At 39.3% G+C, this 17922-nt stretch carries 17 protein-coding genes, 1 pseudogene and 4 other annotated features; of the genes and pseudogenes, 9 read left to right on the top strand and 9 right to left on the bottom strand.

The window, feature by feature from the left end:
• Positions 1–302: 302 nt before the first annotated feature.
• Positions 303–491: pseudogene (locus IRB79_RS04465) on the bottom strand (GrpB family protein); the annotation flags it as partial.
• 118 nt (positions 492–609) lie between these two features.
• On the opposite strand from IRB79_RS04465, the gene IRB79_RS04460 reads away from it, so the two are divergent.
• Entirely contained in the window at positions 610–1173 is a 564-nt protein-coding gene (locus tag IRB79_RS04460) for a restriction endonuclease (RefSeq protein ID WP_243506942.1), read from the top strand.
• Between the two features lie 114 nt (positions 1174–1287).
• On the opposite strand, the gene IRB79_RS04455 is transcribed toward IRB79_RS04460, so the two are convergent.
• Entirely contained in the window at positions 1288–1845 is a 558-nt protein-coding gene (locus IRB79_RS04455) for a cysteine hydrolase family protein (RefSeq protein ID WP_243506940.1), read from the bottom strand.
• 303 nt (positions 1846–2148) lie between these two features.
• Positions 2149–3588, bottom strand: coding sequence for a proline--tRNA ligase (gene proS / locus IRB79_RS04450; protein ID WP_243506938.1), 1440 nt, complete (start codon positions 3586–3588; stop codon positions 2149–2151).
• 63 nt (positions 3589–3651) lie between these two features.
• Positions 3652–3866 (bottom strand) — a binding site (T-box leader).
• Positions 3867–4083: 217 nt separating this feature from the next.
• Here proS and IRB79_RS04445 point away from each other — a divergent pair.
• Positions 4084–4500, top strand: a complete 417-nt coding sequence (locus IRB79_RS04445; RefSeq protein ID WP_243506937.1) for a DUF1284 domain-containing protein — start codon at positions 4084–4086, stop codon at positions 4498–4500.
• A 152-nt stretch (positions 4501–4652) separates the two neighbouring features.
• Positions 4653–5120, top strand: coding sequence for a DUF3291 domain-containing protein (locus IRB79_RS04440; protein ID WP_243506934.1), 468 nt, complete (start codon positions 4653–4655; stop codon positions 5118–5120).
• A 161-nt stretch (positions 5121–5281) separates the two neighbouring features.
• Here IRB79_RS04440 and IRB79_RS04435 read toward each other — a convergent pair whose 3' ends face one another.
• From IRB79_RS04435 to IRB79_RS04415, 5 genes are all read right to left on the bottom strand, one after another.
• Positions 5282–6244, bottom strand: a complete 963-nt coding sequence (locus IRB79_RS04435) for a DUF4822 domain-containing protein (protein ID WP_243506932.1) — start codon at positions 6242–6244, stop codon at positions 5282–5284.
• Positions 6245–6294: 50 nt separating this feature from the next.
• Positions 6295–7002, bottom strand: a complete 708-nt coding sequence (locus tag IRB79_RS04430; RefSeq protein ID WP_431833422.1) for an ankyrin repeat domain-containing protein — start codon at positions 7000–7002, stop codon at positions 6295–6297.
• 193 nt (positions 7003–7195) lie between these two features.
• Positions 7196–7882, bottom strand: a complete 687-nt coding sequence (locus tag IRB79_RS04425; protein WP_243506931.1) for a response regulator transcription factor — start codon at positions 7880–7882, stop codon at positions 7196–7198.
• Positions 7879–9327 (bottom strand): sensor histidine kinase, encoded by a 1449-nt coding sequence (locus IRB79_RS04420; protein WP_243506930.1) that lies wholly within the window; start codon positions 9325–9327, stop codon positions 7879–7881. The genes IRB79_RS04425 and IRB79_RS04420 overlap by 4 nt, the downstream gene beginning before the upstream one ends.
• A gap of 188 nt (positions 9328–9515) precedes the next feature.
• A complete protein-coding gene (locus tag IRB79_RS04415; RefSeq protein WP_243506929.1) occupies positions 9516–10130 on the bottom strand; it encodes a flavin reductase family protein in 615 nt (204 codons plus the stop codon).
• Between the two features lie 93 nt (positions 10131–10223).
• Between IRB79_RS04415 and IRB79_RS04410 the strand changes: the two genes are divergently transcribed.
• Both IRB79_RS04410 and IRB79_RS28205 read left to right on the top strand, forming a co-directional pair.
• On the top strand, positions 10224–10916 hold the full coding sequence (locus IRB79_RS04410; protein ID WP_243506928.1) for an ArsR/SmtB family transcription factor: 693 nt from the start codon (positions 10224–10226) through the stop codon (positions 10914–10916).
• Positions 10917–10999: 83 nt separating this feature from the next.
• Positions 11000–11185, top strand: a complete 186-nt coding sequence (locus IRB79_RS28205; RefSeq protein ID WP_431833406.1) for a GGDEF domain-containing protein — start codon at positions 11000–11002, stop codon at positions 11183–11185.
• Positions 11186–11258: 73 nt separating this feature from the next.
• Here IRB79_RS28205 and IRB79_RS04405 read toward each other — a convergent pair whose 3' ends face one another.
• Positions 11259–11657, bottom strand: coding sequence for a cytidine deaminase (locus IRB79_RS04405; protein WP_243506927.1), 399 nt, complete (start codon positions 11655–11657; stop codon positions 11259–11261).
• 246 nt (positions 11658–11903) lie between these two features.
• Between IRB79_RS04405 and IRB79_RS04400 the strand changes: the two genes are divergently transcribed.
• The 4 genes from IRB79_RS04400 (at position 11904) to IRB79_RS04385 (ending at position 17893) form a co-directional block, all read left to right on the top strand.
• Positions 11904–12830, top strand: a complete 927-nt coding sequence (locus IRB79_RS04400) for a nucleoside hydrolase (RefSeq protein WP_243506926.1) — start codon at positions 11904–11906, stop codon at positions 12828–12830.
• A 214-nt stretch (positions 12831–13044) separates the two neighbouring features.
• Complete coding sequence (locus IRB79_RS04395) at positions 13045–15204, top strand: YhgE/Pip domain-containing protein (protein ID WP_243506925.1); 2160 nt, start codon at positions 13045–13047, stop codon at positions 15202–15204.
• Between the two features lie 69 nt (positions 15205–15273).
• Positions 15274–15507, top strand: a binding site (T-box leader).
• 39 nt (positions 15508–15546) lie between these two features.
• Positions 15547–15780: a binding site (T-box leader), on the top strand.
• 40 nt (positions 15781–15820) lie between these two features.
• Positions 15821–16052: a binding site (T-box leader), on the top strand.
• Positions 16053–16104: 52 nt separating this feature from the next.
• Positions 16105–17307: a threonine--tRNA ligase gene (thrS, locus tag IRB79_RS04390; RefSeq protein ID WP_243506923.1), complete on the top strand. Its 1203-nt coding sequence runs from the start codon at positions 16105–16107 to the stop codon at positions 17305–17307.
• Between the two features lie 226 nt (positions 17308–17533).
• Entirely contained in the window at positions 17534–17893 is a 360-nt protein-coding gene (locus tag IRB79_RS04385) for a cyclic-phosphate processing receiver domain-containing protein (RefSeq protein WP_243506922.1), read from the top strand.
• Positions 17894–17922 lie beyond the last annotated feature (29 nt).

The raw sequence follows: 17922 nt of genomic DNA, 5'->3' as shown, positions 1-17922 counted from the left end.
TAACTAACAGGCAGTTATTGAGATTAATCGAAAGGAGGATTTTATGAGCACCCAAAATAAACACACCGCAAAAGCAATAGGACTTTCATTGTTAATAACTATATTTGCCTTTTTCAATATGGATAGTCCTAAACCTTATACAGCAATATATATACTCTTCGTATCTGTTGCTTCATTCATAAGCATTTATTTGATTTCTATGATTACTGCAAAAGCATACCAAAATTTTGTTAAGCACATTGGCTGTCATTAAAAATCCTTTTAGCCTAATGCCATATTTGTGAAGAAATGAGAGCATATTGCTATTCCTCTACATTTAATTTTCCTCCTTCCGCAAACCAAGCAAGTGCCTTCTGCTCCATTTCCTTCACAAATGTTTTTTTCGCTTTGCTATACTCGCTTGTGTTATCAAACCTTTTTGCTAATTCTTCCTTGAAACTAGTGTACCTTGCTGCTTCAGCAGGATGGGACCGCAGATAATCCCTAAATACTTCTGCTTTTCCAAAACTATTAGATTATCCTATTTCTTACAGCCTGCTGTGTTGCCGCTCAAATGATTTGTGATATAACAAGATTAGAAGATTTTTAAATGAAGGGATGTATTTTAGCTTGAACGACCGTCAACATCTAATACTTTGGATTGTGATCATCCTGGTGCCGATAATTGTATTTATAAACACGAACCATTTGGAAAATACATTTCTGACTTTTCTGGGAGGGGTAATTTTTTATCTTGTTTACGGATTGTTTTGGTTCCGCCGGGATCAGAAAAGGCAAGTGGATTCCGAAATCTGGGTAATCCGCAAACTTTCAGATGAACAATTAGAGGACTTCACCATCTCGCTATTATCCAAACTAGGTTATACAGTTACTAAACCGATTGATAAAAATCCGGATATAAGTTTTTTACTGACCTCTCCAACTGGCAATCAAGTGATTGTAAAAGTCAAAAGCCATAAAAGAGAAGTCGGAATACGCCTAATCCAAAAAACGTTAAGACAAATGGATATTTATGATGATGCTGAATGCTGGGTCATCACAAACGAGCGCTTCGCCCATCAAGCAATTGAATTTGCTAAAGCAAATCATATCCGCTTATACGATCGGGAACAGTTCATTAAATGGATTCTCAAAGCAAAAAATGAGGAAAAAAAACGAGGATGGCATTCTTGAAATTCGGGAAATTCTTTCATCCTTCTACTATCATTAATGTGTTTCTTTCGCAAATTAAATATCCCAATTTCTTAGTAAGAAATTGGGAATCTAATGCTATACTATAATTTCAAATTACCTATAAGAATCATGTATCGGATGAAACAAGTCTTCCACTGCATTTCTGACAACTGAAAAGTGTTCCACATTGTAGTGGCCATGAAGGGTTTTATTATGATGCTTGATAATTTGTTCTGCACTTAAAGCATCGCTGTCCGTTGTTGAATGTCCATCACCTACTAATGTGACATCCAATCCACTAATAGTTGCAGTTCTAACTGCACTGTCTATACAGTGCTGGGTTTTGCACCCCATTATAACAACATGCTTGACCTTTTGAGATTTTAGGTGATCCAGCAGTCCTGTTCCATGAAAAGAATTCGTTGCAGCTTTATCAAAGAACTTTGTCTCCGCAGGCACATTAATTTCTTCGTGAACCTGAAATCCTTTGCCTTTCCCTTCGGCAACATCTAAATCCCTAACAAAGACAACTGGAACACTGGATTGCTTTGCTTTTTCAATCACTAAATTGATATTCCCAATAAGCTGCTCTTTATTAAAAACTTTACTTTCTTCCAGATTCCCATCAATTAACTCTTGTTGGGCATCAATAATTAATAAGGTTTGATTCAAATGATTTTCCCCTTTCAATACCTTTAAAATTATTTTAGACCTGTTCCTCTTAGTATTTTCACGCCAATATATTTGTTTGTCATAATATCTGCCTCCTAAATTAAAACATTGTCCAAAAACGTTATCTAAATTTTTAGACATTTTAGATTTTAACATACTAATCAGTTTAATAAAATATGTTAAAGTTCCTTTTTTAATGCTTTACTGTGAAACCTGGACGTCCATAAAAAAAAGGCCGCCTGAGTGAGGCGGACCTAAAAATAATTGACCCTGAAAGATCACGTTATATTTCACATTCTCAGTTTAATACGCTCGCGCAAACCAAACCGTATGCTTCGCTTCTTTACCACAATGGATGCATGTGTGCTTAGTTGCCGGCGGGTTGAACGGAATGTTCCTTGTTGTGAATTTTGTTTTTTCTTTTACACTTTCTTCACATGCGTCTTCTCCGCACCAGCCAGCTAAAATCCAGCCAGGAATGGTGTCATTTAATTCGGATTCTGCTATGTGCTGTTCTAACTGTTCCATTGTATCGATATGAGTGTGCGAATTCTCCGAGCGGAATGCTTTTGCTTTTTCAAATAGACGAGTCTGCATGGTTTCAAGCTCTTTTTTTATGCTGTCTACAATGGATTCTAATGGTACGGAAACTTTCTCGTCTAGATCACGTGCTTTCATCAAGCCATGATTTTGGTCTAAATCACGTGGACCAAGTTCAATTCGCACAGGTACGCCTTTTAGCTCCCACTCATTAAATTTATAGCCTGGTGATTGATCGGAATCATCAAGACGGACGCGAATTCCTTCTGCTTTTAAAGCGGCAAAGATTTCATCCAGCTTCTCCATAATGGCCGGGTTCTTTTTCCATGGCCCGACTGGAATCAGCACAACTTGAGTCGGTGCTATTTTTGGAGGCAGCACAAGGCCTTGCTCATCTCCATGAACCATGATGACGGAGCCAATTAACCGTGTAGACGTACCCCAGGATGTTGTATGGACAAAGGTGTGTTTATTTTCTTTATTCAAATATTTGATATCGAAAGCTTCCGCAAATTTTGTACCTAAGTAATGGGAAGTACCTGCCTGCACAGCTTTTCCATCTTTCATCATCGCTTCAATGGAAAAAGTATCAACCGCGCCGGCAAAGCGTTCTGACGGTGTTTTTTGGCCATCATAAACCGGAATCGCCAGTAATCCTTCTACAACTTCTTTATAAATGGCCAGCATTTGCATGGTTTCCTTACGCGCATCTTCCTCATCCACATGAGCCGTATGGCCTTCCTGCCATAAAAATTCAGAAGTGCGGATAAATGGAAGAGTTTTCTTCTCCCAGCGGAATACATTTGCCCATTGATTGATTAATACAGGCAGATCCCGATAACTCTTAATCCAATCTGAATACAAATGTCCGATCATGGTTTCAGAAGTTGGGCGCAGTGCCAGACGTTCCTCCAATTTCTCTCCTGCCGCTTCAGTTATCCATGGAAGCTCTGGCGAGAATCCTTCAATATGATCCTTTTCCTTCTGAAAGAAGGATTCTGGAATCAACATCGGGAAATATGCATTGCGATGACCGGTTTCTTTAAAACGCTTATCCATCTCTTCCTGAATATGTTCCCATATTTCATAGCCATCCGGCTTAAAGGCAATACAGCCGCGAACTGGGGTGTAATCAAATAAATCGGCTTTTTGAATCGTATCAAGATACCATTTTGAAAAATTGTTTGGTTTTTGTTGAGACATCTTCTTTTCCTCCTTGGAAAATGAAATTTGTTTAATAAATAAAAAAAAGCATAAAGAGTCCATCAAAAGGACGTCTTTACGCTAATAGACGTGGTACCACCTTAGTTCGACTTTAATTAAAATATAAAGTCCTCCAAACGTTTGTAACGAAACGACCCGGTTAGCTTTACTAACATCTCCGTGGCAGGGTTCAATAAGGAGGGGTGATATAGCTTTCAGCCCAGGCTATATTTTCTGTTTCACAATCCTTATTTACTTGATCACATCATTGATTGCCTATATATAAGTTAATATATCAACATGTCACAGGCAATTCAATATTTACAAAATTTTATTTTCCATTTTTAACAGCCTCCCCCGAAAGGCTGTAAACCAGATTAGCCAGAAAAACCTCAGCTGATCCATTTTAAATGTTATGATAAACAAGTATGTTAACTATATATTTTTTAAGTTAACATTTAAACATAAACGAACAAGTTAAATTGGGGTGATTTTATGTATAAGCTGCGCGGCCATCATCTTTTTTGCCTTCTGGGATATCGGGGAATGGGCTATTCCCAGGAGTACGTGGAAAATATGACACGTTTGCATCAAGCCTTAAGAGACAACCCCAGGACATGGATACAGCTTGTAAAAGGGCCAGATCAACTGTGTGAAAAGTATCCCAACTCAGGTGAATACCACTGTGAACACAACGATATTTACGCAAGAGATGCCCTTATTTTAGAAAAACTAGGACTTAAAATCGGGCAAATCCTGTATTGGAAGGACATTGAGAAAAACATCCAAAAGTATGCTCTTCCCTCAGATATACAAACTGTTTGCGAAACTTGTTCCTGGCGTTCATATGGCGTTTGTGAAGAAGGTATTCAAGATATTCTTGAAGGGAAGGGCTTAAGGGAAGTAAAGTAACCCTCCCCTATAAGAATGCCAATGCTTAACCTTGCGTTGTAAACTGTTTTTATATCTGGCAGCAGCCATTAAATAATATCCCGTCCATCCAGGTATTAGTCCAGTTCTTCCAGAATATATGTAGGTAAAAAAGTTAAATGGAGGAATTGACTTTGGCATTTGTAGCCATTTTGACGGTTGGACGACTGAAGCATTCAGAAGCACATCCTGCCTCCCGGGAGTTTTTTGAAGCGGGAAATGAAGTCATGCGGGAGGCTGCTAAAACAGGGCAGCTCATAAAAGAATTCTCACCAAATAGAGCAAGGTTCCCTAAAGAAATAATCAAAGGAGAGGGTACCCCCATTCTCACCTTAACAGTATGGAAAAACCTTCAATCTTTATATCAGTTTACCTATTCCGGCCTGCATAGGCAGGCATTGCAGGACAGAAATAAGTGGTTTGGGCCTCTACCAGAGAGACAGCCTAATTATGTGGTATGGTGGACGGACATGTTATCGGATGTTTCCTGGAAGGAAGCTTTCAAAAGATACGAATTTTATATTCAGCATGGACCTGATCCTTTTGCATTTGACTTTAAGCATGCATTTGATGAACTTGGTGTGCCGGTCTTGGTTAAATAACAGGGCCTTAGCATATCCTGCTTCGCCCGTTTAGACTCAGCCCCTCTTTTGGCAAAGCATAAGAATAGAAAAAAAAGAAAAGTGTAAGTTAAAGGAACACACAAAAAAGGAACGGAAAAATCCATTCCTTTTTGAATAGATGCTGCTCTTTTTGATGTTTATTATTTAGTAAATTTCGGGTTAAAATCACCCTTATAAGGTTCATGTTCAACAAACACCGTTATATCTTTACCATCTTTGTCTTTACCCGTTCTTTTATAAGTAAATTTATTCTTATTAAGTTCGGTAAGTTCAAGCGCTGCACCATACTTATTAGCTCCAATTGAAACATGGGCTCTTATTTTATTTTCGTTCACAATATCGAAGTAGCCAAAATCACCGCGGCTTTTGCCTGTTTCAAGATTGAAAAATTCATATTTATTAGTCTTGTCATCAAATTTTGCCAGACTTATAAACATCGTATTATACTTTGTTACATCATTGCCGTCTTCATCTAATACCTTTGTTCCGTTCCAGAGGGTGCTGCCTAAAATTTTATCTCCATCTATGTCTTTAATAATATCTCCCGTAACAGCGTCCAGCTGCTTGCCCGGATCAGTAAAAGAAAGCTCATTTTCTTTATATGGAATATGTTCAACAAATACCTCTACGTCGTTGCCTTTAGCATCCTTTCCCATTCTTTTATAAGTAAAAATATCTTTATTTAGTTTTGTCATTTCGACAACAGCTTGATAATTCATTGATTCTGAAATTAATATTCTTCTCTTCCCATCATTGGTAATAAAGAAAGTTCCCTTATCGCCGCGGCTTTCGCCTGTCTCCGCATCAAAAAATTCATATCTTCCTGATTTCACATCATATTTCGCAAGACCAATGAAGTTTGCATTCTCTTTTGTTAAGTCGTTCTTATTTTTGTCATACACTCTTGTACCTTGCCAATTTGTGCTGCTAAGAATGTTAGCCATTTCCTGTCCTTTGGTTAATTGATCCTTTTTAGTCTCTTTAACCGCTTGTTCTTGCTTCTGCTTACTATGATTTTCCTGGGCGTTTGCACCAGCGCTGCACCCCGTTGCTACTAATGTAAATCCAATAAGTATAGATGTTATTGCCTTTGCTTTGTTCATTTTTATCGACACCTCATTCTCATTTTTGGTGGATCTTAATAATTACAAGCCTATTTTGCTCCTGCTGTTAACAAAATACGTTCAATCTCTTTAAATCCTTTCTCACGTGCATGCTGCAGAGGAGTTACATTATTTCCATCCGGAATATTCACATCCGCCCCGCCATCGATTAGCAATTGCACAGTTTGCTGCTGTATTACATTTCCATCATTCAAAATAATTGCTTCCAATAAAGCTGTCCAGCCGAGATCATTTACATGATTTACATCAATATCTGTCTTGGTCAGAAGTTCCTTGATGGCATCTATATGGCCATGTTCGGAAGCAGGAATCAATGCAGTTCCACCATAACGGTTCATTATCGCCGGATCCGCACCTGCTTCGATCGTAAGCTTTAGAATCTCAACATATCCTTCTGCACCGGCATATAAGAAAGGGTTGTTTTTCATGTTATCCTGAATGTTGACGTCAGCCCCCGCTTTAATCAGGACTTTAGAGGTTTCGACATCATTATTGTAAGCTGCAATCATAGCAGCAGTTCGTCCGTCTGAGTCCTTTTTATTTATATCAGCACCTTCCTCAATCAATCTCTTTATTGTTTCTGTTTCTCTGCGCTCTGCAGCTTGAAGCAATGATTCACTCATATCCATATCTTCCCTTACCTCCTTTTCCTGTGTTTTTGTATCTGCATTATTATCCGAGACACAGCCTTGAAGGAGGATCACGCCTCCAATCACTATTGTTAGCCACCCCTGCATCTGCTTCACCTGCCTATCTTCTTTAAATAAAATGACTCTGATTAGTTACTGCCTCTATTATGTTAGTACCAAAATGTAAACTCCCTCTAAATAAATTCTTAAAGAAAGATAAACTTAACCTTAAAATTTCTTCATATTTATAAAAAAATAACCGCCACCTTTGTGACGGAACTAATTAAACACATAACATTATTTAAACATTGAATCGATAACCGGCTCCCCAAACGGTTTCCAGAAATTTCGGCTGTGCAGGGTCTCCTTCAATTTTCCCTCGTATTTTCCTGATATGAACGGTGACCGTTGAAACATCTGCAGCTGATTCCAGCCCCCAAATCTTTTCATAAAGCTGTTCTTTGCTCAATACTTGATTTGGATGCATGACAAGAAATACTAATAAATCAAATTCCTTTGTTGTAAACGGAGTTTCTTCCCCGTCAATATAAACTTTGCGCGCTGACTTATCAATTGATATTCCATGAACGAAAATGGTATTTGTTTGAGTTTGCTTTCCAGCTAAACGCTCATATCGCTCAAGATGTGCTTTCACCCTGGCTACCAGCTCACTCGGACTAAAAGGCTTGGTAATATAATCGTCCGCCCCTAAACCGAGACCCCGAATTTTATCGATATCCTCCTTTTTAGCTGACACAAACAAGATAGGAATGTTTTTAACTGCGCGTATCTGTTTACATATTTCAAACCCATTTACTCCTGGAAGCATGATGTCTAAAATAATTAAATCATAGTGCTCTTGAAGAGCCTGTTGGAGTCCTTCATCACCAGAATGTTGAATATCGACACGAAACTTATTTATTTCTAAATAATCTCTTTGCAATTCTGCAATACTAACGTCATCTTCAATAAGCAATATTTTTTTCATATTTTTTCACCTTTCTTTAGGGAAAAGAATATACTTGTACCTTTACCTATCTCGCTTGAAGCCCAGATTTCCCCTCTATGCTCCAAAATTATTTGTTTCGCGATCGCAAGTCCTAAGCCGCTTCCGCCTGTCTCGGAACTTCTTGATTGTTCTGCACGGTAAAAACGTTCAAAAATATTTGGCAAGGCAGAAGGTTCTACCCCTTGCCCATTATCTTCTACTTTAACAATTACATCGCCTAATCGTTCATGAAGAGAAATAGAAATCTTCTTCCTGTCTTTGTTCATATATTTAACACAATTGCTTATTAAGTTGGCCAATACTCGTTTCAATTTCTCTCTATCCACTTTCACGCAGATTGGTTTATTCAAAAGATGAAGCTCCATATGGATTCCTTGCTGAAGTAAATCCAAATAAAGTTCTTCTGCATAGTCTTTCATATATTTATCCAGTTCGACAGTCTCAAAATGGAATGGTTCTTTTTTTAAATCCAGCTTGGAAAATAAGAACAGCTCATCAATTAATGAATCCATGTCATTTGCTTTTAAGTACACAGTCGACAAATACTTTTCCATCTTCTGAGGGGTATTGGCTACACCATCTTTAATCCCCTCTACATATCCAATAATCGAAGTGATAGGTGTCTTCAAATCATGAGAAATATTGGTCAGAAGCTCTTTTCGATTTTCTTCATACCGAAGCTGGAGGCTTATCGATTCTTTTAGCTTTATTCTCATTTCCTCAAACGCCCTGTTTAACTGTCCGATTTCATCATTTGAAATCGCCTTGATTTCAAAATTTAAATCTCCTGATTTAATTCTTTCGGCACCTTCTTTAAGAAATGAGATAGGTTTAATAATGCTTCGTGAAACTAAATAATTCAATATACCAATAATCATAATAAACAGAAACAGTAAAAGTCCGGATAAAATAGGGAACAATTCTCGAATGAGTTCAGCAGAGGAACTGGCCTTTCTTAATACGAAAACACTTCCTTCCCTCTTATCCGGAAAATAAAAATCAAACTTCACATACGTAAATAAATAGTCGTTGAGTTTAATGGTATCTCGCGTGTTAATGTTTGTTTCTTCAAACCCCGGAAGAGATTTAACCAATGCCTGCTTGTTAAGATCAGGGGAAGCGTACTCGACTTCGGTACCCTTTCTAACAACTATCTCGATATCCTCCTGCTCAATCTTTTTGAGCTCCTTTTCATTAAGGAGCTGTTTCGGATTATTCTTAGCAAAAAGCTTTAAATCGAGAAACACACTTTCTTCAACTGTGGTTAAAGGTTTTTGTATATAGGATTTTTTATAAAGATGCTCTATAGATCTTACATCACCTGTTATGGCAAAAATAATTAAAAAACCTGCTGCCAATAATAAAGTGATCGAAAAAAGAATCACTCCAATATAAGACAGCAGAAACCTCATTTTAATGGACATCTGTTTCACTCACTCTGTTATAAAAATTTTCATCAGATCATACCTTATTCTTAGCATTCAAGATAATTTTATAAACCTTTTATCCAGATTAAGAAATTAAAAGAACTATATCACATAAATCTTAAAACTTTCTAAAATATGTATGAAATATTTCTAAACAGCTTAGCAAAGTGATTATTTTCATAGAACTATGCCCGAAAGGTCTTCCCAAGGTGTCCGCCCAGTCCGTAATAGTGTCTGAAATTATAAATGAGTGGACTCCATTCATGGGGGTTCACATGATGATCATCCATAATGATGGATGTATGGGCATGGACCTTTAATGCTTTTACTTCTACGATAGCAAAGTGGGGGTCATGCTCCGGAACTCTGATGTGTTCCACCCTGCTCTCAATTTGAAGGGGACATTCCAGGATTCTAAGGGGCTTTACGATTTCTGCTTCCTGCTTTGTAAGCGAGGCTGCAGAGAATTTATCCCTTTCAAAGCGGAATGAATTAACCCGTTTGTATTCCGGTACTGGGTTCTTGCCTGTCAGCGGGGCTAAAGCTTCTACATTCTCCCAAAGACCAGGATGAGGAACGTTTACAACACACTCGGGATGACTGCGAAGGTTTTCCAATGCCTTCCCCCCAGCTCCGATTCCAAGGACAATACATTCCCCTAATGCCCATGACGAGGATAATGGGCTGATGTTGGATGTTTCATCTTCATTAAGTGTTGTTAATAAGATCACTGGTGTTCCATAGTATAAGATTTTAGGCTGAATGGACTTAGTCTGTATTTGGTTTTCTTCCTTTTTCATTACATTTTCCTCCTGAATATTTTTTCAAATATCATTGTAAGGGCTAATTATTTCAATTATCATCGAAATATGGATTACATGGAGGAATATGATATGAATGTGAATTCTAACGTTGCAAAAGTCGCTTCTCTGGTCAGTGAACCAAGTCGGGCAGCCATACTGACCGTCTTATTGGATGGCCGGTATCACACTGTGAATGAGCTCGCCCATATGGCACGGATTAAACCGCAAACAGCCAGCTTCCATCTCAAAAAAATGCTGGATGCTCAAGTGGTGACGGCAGAAAAACAGGGCAGGCACCGATATTATGGCATCTTGAATCAAGAAGTTGCCCAGGTGATGGAATCTTTTCTCTCCATAGCACCTCCTGTAGAAATCAAGTCTTTTCACCATGCCTCTGAAGATAAAGCGATCCGTTTGGCCAGGACGTGCTATGATCATCTCGCTGGAAATTTAGGTGTGCAGCTAACTGAATCGCTAAAAAGAAAAGGATTTATTACGGAAGAAGATGACACATTTAGGGTTACGGAAGATGGAAAAACATTTTTCCACTCCATGCAAATAGACCTGACCTCATTGAAAAAGAAGCGCCGCTCTTTTTCCCATAAATGTCTGGACTGGAGCGAAAGACGCCATCACCTTGCAGGCGCACTGGGGAATGCCATCCTGGAAAAACTTCTTGAACAAAATTGGATACAGCGCATCCCCAAAACCCGGGCCATCAAAATAACCCCTCAAGGAATGAAGGGCCTTAAGGAAACCTTTGCTATAGATATGGATAGATAAATAAAATGGTTCCCACACTTTTAGATGTGGGAACCCTGTTCTTAAACCCCTTCACTCACCCCAGCCACTGCTGATTGTATGCTATGATTCCCAATATCGCCCCCACACCTGCACCAAATGCTAAACCCCAAATTGTCCATTCAATGGGAATTTGCAGCTTTCCCACTGCAGCCAGCAGCCTTTCGGAATTAATGAACAGAACTGACCAAGCGTTATATAAGGCAAAACAAGAGGGAAGAAACAGAGTGGTTATTGCAGGTGAAGACTAACCACTTTTAGTTCACGATAAAATAAGAGGGCAAGCTTTGATGAATATCTCTCAAAGCCTGCCCTCCATTTATATTACATCTCTAAATCCGTAAATGCATACGGCAATAAATCCTTTAATGTCAATTCTAAGATTTCTTTTTTCTCATTCGTTAAGTAAACTGGCATATCCTGCATACAGAACTCGGCTAACACTTGTCTGCAGATGCTGCATGGCGGAAGAAAATCTGCCGTATCGCCTGCTACAGCAATAGCTTGAAAATCACCTTTTTTGTAACCGTTCGCAATTGCAGTGAAAATAGCTGTTCTCTCGGCACAATTCGTTGCACCTAACGAAACATTTTCCACATTCACTCCATTAATGACAGTGCCGTCTTTTAGCAATAATGCTGCTCCAACCGGAAATTTGGAATAGGGAGCATAGGCTCTTTCCTTCATACTGCGTGCACTTTCCATCAATTGCTCTTTATTCATAGTTACCCATCCTTTTCAAAGAAGAATGAACTTTTCACAGTCCCCTTAGGCCAATGTAAAATTGGCAGGATTTTTATCATATATTTTTTTGAAATGTTTGTCAATAACATGTTGAATGCCTCTGCTAATATTATCAGACCTGCCCTGGCAGCTTTTTCACCATAAGGTTAATCACCTTAATGGCATAACCCGCTCCCCTTTTTGATATGTTATAGAAATGGATATTTAGTATTGGGGGAATAGAATATGAAAAACATCATTTTGTTTGCTGACCCTGGGATTGATGATTCCATTGCCATCATATATGCCCTTCTTAATCCAAGCATAAATGTACTAGCTATCGTATCGAGTTATGGGAACGTTACAAAAGAACAAGCAACAGATAACATCGCCTATTTACTCAAACTGGCCGGCAGACCGGATATTCCTATTATCGGAGGAGCTAATAGCCCTTCATCAGGGGAGATTCCCAAGTTTTATCCTGAAATTCATGGAAAAGAGGGCTTGGGCCCTATACGGCCTCCAGAGGATGCAAAAGGGGAACTAACCAATTTCTCGGAGCTCTACAACATTATAAGGGAGAACCAGGATGTAACTATAGTAGACGTAGGGAGAAATACCTCTTTAGCTGCACTTTTTATATTAGGGGAAAATATATCAGACGACATTAAAGATTTTTATATAATGGGTGGTGCTTTTCTGGTTCCTGGAAATGTAACCCCCTCAGCTGAAGCAAATTTTTATGGTGACCCTGTCGCTTCACAGGTAGTGGTAACCAATATGGATAATATCTATATTATCCCGCTTAATGTCACAAACAGGGCTATCGTCACGATGGAACATATCAACATAATACAGGAAATGACTGACAATCCAGTAATTCAAATTATGGATGAAGTGATGGAATATTATATAGAAGCCTATAAAAAACTCATTCCTGGAATTAACGGTGCTCCATTACATGATGTTGTAACACTCTTCCTCATGGCCAACCCGGAAATGGGACGTTCTATTAGAAGAGATGTGAAAATACTAACAGCGGATGATGGAAGAGGTACGTCCATTGCTGATTTCAGAGTCAGTTCCAAGCCTTCTGAAAAGAATAAAAATATTTTTCTAGATTTTAATTATCAGGGATTTATTGAAGATTTTATAAAAGTAATGAGTTCTTAAGCAGAGAAGCTGGTCATTTATTGATGAATGTCGGGTTTTTTCTCCTCTTGTCCGAATGAGCCTGCTCCTTTAGCCCCGAATATAATTGCCCTCTGCCTTCTGACTTTACTCATTTTTTTAAAAGGTATAGAATTGTTGTTCACTGAGATCCTGAATATATTTAACGGATTATTCACAAAATCTATAGGAAGACGAGCAGATTGGACTGAACAGCATGTGGAAAATTTACAAAAAGGATATTACAAGTATTTTTACGAATTGGGTTGCGGCAGTATTAATCGGAGGTTTGACGTTATTGCCTTCTTTATATGCCTGGTTTAACATCGAGGCTTCTTGGGATCCCTATAGTCAAACGAATCAGCTTCCAGTAGGAATCGTGAATGAAGATGCCGGAGCAGTGGTTCGTGATAAGGACATACATATTGGAGATGACATCGTCAAGGAATTGAAGAAGAACGATGATATGGACTGGCACTTTGATAACCGTAAAGACGCGATGAAAAAGGTGGAATACGGCGACTATTTTGCCGTCATCGTGATTCCGGAAAATTTCTCTCACAAGCTGGGAACTGTCATTGAAGATCAGCCCGAAAAAGCGAAAATCGAGTATTATGTGAATGAAAAAATCAATGCCATTGCGCCTAAAATCACCGAAAAAGGTGCAGGCGGGATTGTCGATGCGGTTACAAGCAATTTCATCTCTACAGTGAACGGCACTATTTTTGAGAAGTTTAATGAATTGGGTCTGGAGATTGAAAAAGACCTCCCGGATATAAAGCGGTTCGAAGAGTATGTTTTTCAAATGGAGGAAAAGCTTCCTGAAATCCATTCCTTATTAAGCAGCTCCTTGTCAGATGCTGAGAATGCAAAAAAAATGATTGATAAGGCACAAGCACTCGTTCCCGATGCCAAACGCGCAACAGGCAGCGGTCTGCAGACCATTAATGAAACTATGAAATTTATAAACGAGGCTGAGAATCGCCTGAATGCAATGGAGCCTCAGGTTCAGGAGAATCTGGAGAAGGTCCAGAATATGGCGGTGAAGGTGAACGATTTTATCTCTGCGGTTCAATCCTCTGATTTGAACTTGGAACAGGGAAAGGAAATTGGCAATAGAATCAATGAGCAGATAGCGGGTTCGCTTCAGAATATCGAGGCAATCGAAACTGCACTAAAGCAGCTGCAGGAGTCTAGTAATGAACAAGGCACAAGCCAGAATCAGGAACAAATCAATCAGGCTCTGGAACAATTAGCTGCATTAAAACAGGAACTGCAGTCTATCCAGGAAAACGGACAGAAGGTCAATGCCTTTCTTTCAGACAAGCAGCAGGAAGCGGATGATTTAATCACCCGGCTTCAGGAAAATTCCGCTGCAACTGCAGGCAAGATTGACGCATTCGTTAAAGAATATAATGAAAACATCCGGCCAGCCATCAAACAGGAAGTGTCCAGCGCCAAGGAAACATTGAGTAATGCCCGGAATATCCTGACTGAAATACAATCTTCCATGCCTGAGGTTGAAAAGATTCTTGCTAATACAGAGGGCAACTTAGGTGAAGGGGAGGAAACACTTAAACATATCATCGGAGAGTTTCCGTACGTCAGTGAAAAGATTAATCAACTAGCCGACCGGATTCGAGACATCCAGGGCGAAACAGACATCAATGAGATAATTGAACTGCTGCAAAATGATCCGGAAGCAGAGAAGGGATTTTTCGAGGAACCTGTTCTGCTCAACAAAAACAGCCTTTTCCCAATCCAAAACTACGGAACAGGCATGACTCCCTTTTATACCGTACTTGCGATCTGGGTTGGTGCCCTTCTGCTAATTTCCCTGTTGGCCACAGATGTTCATCACCCCGAAGACTTTACAGGAAAACAAATCTATTTCGGCAAGCTACTCACCTTCCTAAGCATTGGATTTGCACAGACCCTTGTAGTGACAATAGGGGATATCTTCATTCTGGGAGTGGATATGGCAGCACCAGTATGGTTTATCCTGTTTGGATTGGTAAGCAGCTTAGTGTTTATATTAATTGTTTATACATTAGTATCTGTATTTGGCGATGTAGGTAAAGCCATGGCGATTGTCTTGCTGGTGCTTCAGATTGCGGGTGCTGGCGGAACCTATCCGACCGCCTTGCTTCCGGAATTTTTCCAAACCATCCACCCCTTCCTGCCCTTCTCTTATGCCATTGATTTAATGAGAGAAGCTGTTGGAGGCATTGTATGGGAGAGAGTGTACAGAGACCTCCTGATCCTGATGCTATTCGGTTTCATTGCACTATTAATTGGAACCTTCCTGAAAGAGCCATTAAGCAGAAAAACGAAAGCGCTGATGAAGAAATCGAAGGAATCCGGGTTGTTTCATTAGTGTCTAAAAAGTTTTATTAACCCTCTTGACCTTTTCCAAAAAGTGTATTAAAATCAGTAAAAATATCCAATATGAGCTATGAAAAGGACACGAATCTATCTTTATTTTCTTTCCAGAGATCAGGGCCATTTGGCTGCAAGCCCTGAAGAAACGGGATTGGTTTACCGCCTTGGAGCTATTATAGTGAAATGATGTACTCAGAGTATCTATAATCGGGGAATCCGTTATCTTTTTGAGCATAAAGCAGTCTTTGGGAATGTTTTATGGAATTAGGGTGGCACCACGACCGCACTCGTCCCTTTTGCTGGGATGGGTGCGTTTTTTATTTTATTTAAAACTATATAATTAGCGTTGATAAGGACACGAATCTTTCTTTGTTTTCTTTTCAGAGATCAGGGCCATCGGCTGCAAGCCCTGAAGAAACGGGATTGATTTACCGCCTTGGAGCTATTATGGGGAAATGATCTATATCAGAGTATCCATAATCGGGGAATCCGTTATCTTTTTGAGCATAAAGCAGTCTTTCGATATGCTTTATGGAATTAGGGTGGAACCACGGCCGCACTCGTCCCTTTTGCTGGGATGAGTGCGGCTTTTTATTTTAATTAAAACTATATAGTTAGCGTTGAAAAGGACATGAATCATTCTTTATTTCTTTCCAGAGATCAGGGTCACCGGCTGCAAGCCCTGAAGAAAAGGGAATGATTTACCGCCTTGGAGCTATTATGGGGAAATGATCTATATCAGAGTATCCATAATCGGGGATTCCGTTATCTTTTTGAGCATAAAACAGTCTTTCGATTGCTTTATGGAATTAGGGTGGCACCACGACCACACTCGTCCCTATGTTTGGGAGGAGTGTGGTCTTTTTTTATAACTAAAAATCAGGAGGAATTGAAAATGGAAGCAGAAAAAATAAATCATAGAAAGTTAGGTCAAGAGCTGGAGCTTTTCACATCCATGGAGGAAGCCCCAGGAATGCCTTTTTTCCTGCCAAAGGGAATGGTGATGCGAAATGAACTTGAAAGTTATTGGAGAAGAAAACACCAGCGGGCAGGCTATCAGGAAATTAAGACACCGATTATGATGAAACAGGAACTTTGGGAACAATCCGGCCATTGGGATCATTATCATGAAAATATGTATTTCTCAAATGTGGATGAACAAAATTATGCGATAAAGCCCATGAACTGCCCGGGTGCGATATTGATTTTCAACAGCAAACGGAGAAGCTACCGGGAACTGCCTCTCCGCTATGCGGAGCTGGGATTAGTCCACAGACACGAGCTCTCAGGTTCTTTAAATGGACTGTTAAGAGTTCGGTCGTTCACTCAAGATGACGCCCATTTATTTGTGATGGCTGATCAGATTGAAGCGGAGATTGATAAAATACTTGTCCTAATTGATGAGTTCTACTCCCATTTTGGTTTTGACTATAAAGTTGAACTTTCAACACGCCCAGAGGAATACATGGGATCACAGGAAATGTGGGAACGTGCTGAAGGGGCTTTAGAATCTGTTTTGAAAAACAAAGGAGTTAACTATCAGATTAATCCTGGTGATGGGGCATTTTACGGGCCGAAAATTGACTTTCATATATTGGATTCACTCGGCAGAAGCTGGCAATGCGGTACAGTCCAGCTGGATTTTCAAATGCCGCAAAAGTTTAATTGTGCTTATGTTGGTGAAGATAACAAACTTCATCTTCCTATTATGATTCATAGGGCAATCTTTGGTTCAGTTGAACGTTTCATGGCTATTCTAATTGAACATTTTGCTGGCGATTTCCCACTGTGGCTGTCACCCGTCCAAGCAAAGGTCATTCCCATCTCAGATGCCCATGCAGAATATGCAGACTATGTAAAATCACAATTGGAATCAGCTGGTATCCGTGCAGAAGTCGACTTCAGAACAGAGAAAATGGGACTCAAGATCAGAGAAGCCGAAAAACAGAAAGTTTCCTACATGCTGGTGATTGGTGATAAAGAAATGGAGCAGCAATCCCTGTCGCTGAGAAAACGTAAAGAGGGAAATATCGGTGTGATGAGCATTCAGGAAGTAATTGAGCGGTTTATTAATGAAATAAACGGCGTCGGCAGATAGATTTTTGAAGCCCCAAAAGGGAACTATTCCTTTTGGGCTTTTCTTAGAAATACACATTTTTTACCAAGTTTTTGTATTCACGCCTGAAAACATAATCAGCGCTCAAAATTCCAGTTATCCCCTTAAAGGTATCTTTGCTTATATATGTATGTTACAATGAAATGTGAATCAAATCCTTAGGGTCAATTTGACTTTTCTTAGTCATCCCTTCGAAAGGGGGAGAAAATTGGAGAAAATAAGTGTATTCCTGGATGATTATCGGAAAGCGCCTGATGGTCATGTATTAGTTGAGACCATTGATGAGTGTATCCATTTGCTTCAGACCTTTGAAATTGACCACTTGTCTTTGGACCATGATTTAGTAAGTAAATCGAGAAATGGTCTTTTGCTTGTTCATATAATGGTTCAAAAACAGCTATTTGCAGATCGTATAACGGTTCACTCTGCCAATTCAGTAGGCGGGAAAGCCATGTACCATTATTTAAAACAAGCACAGCACGATTTTGAAATGCCCACTGACATTAAAGTAATCTTAAGACCACTGCCCCTAAATTTCATTCCGCCAAATTATCTGCAAAAATATTAGAGACCCATTGACAATTACCTATTCCCCTT

This window comes from Cytobacillus oceanisediminis (assembly GCF_022811925.1).
In the GTDB taxonomy this organism is placed as follows: domain Bacteria; phylum Bacillota; class Bacilli; order Bacillales; family Cytobacillaceae; genus Cytobacillus; species Cytobacillus oceanisediminis_D.
Note: the sequence above shows the minus strand (reverse complement) of the source record. Positions and strands in the feature narration are given on the sequence as shown.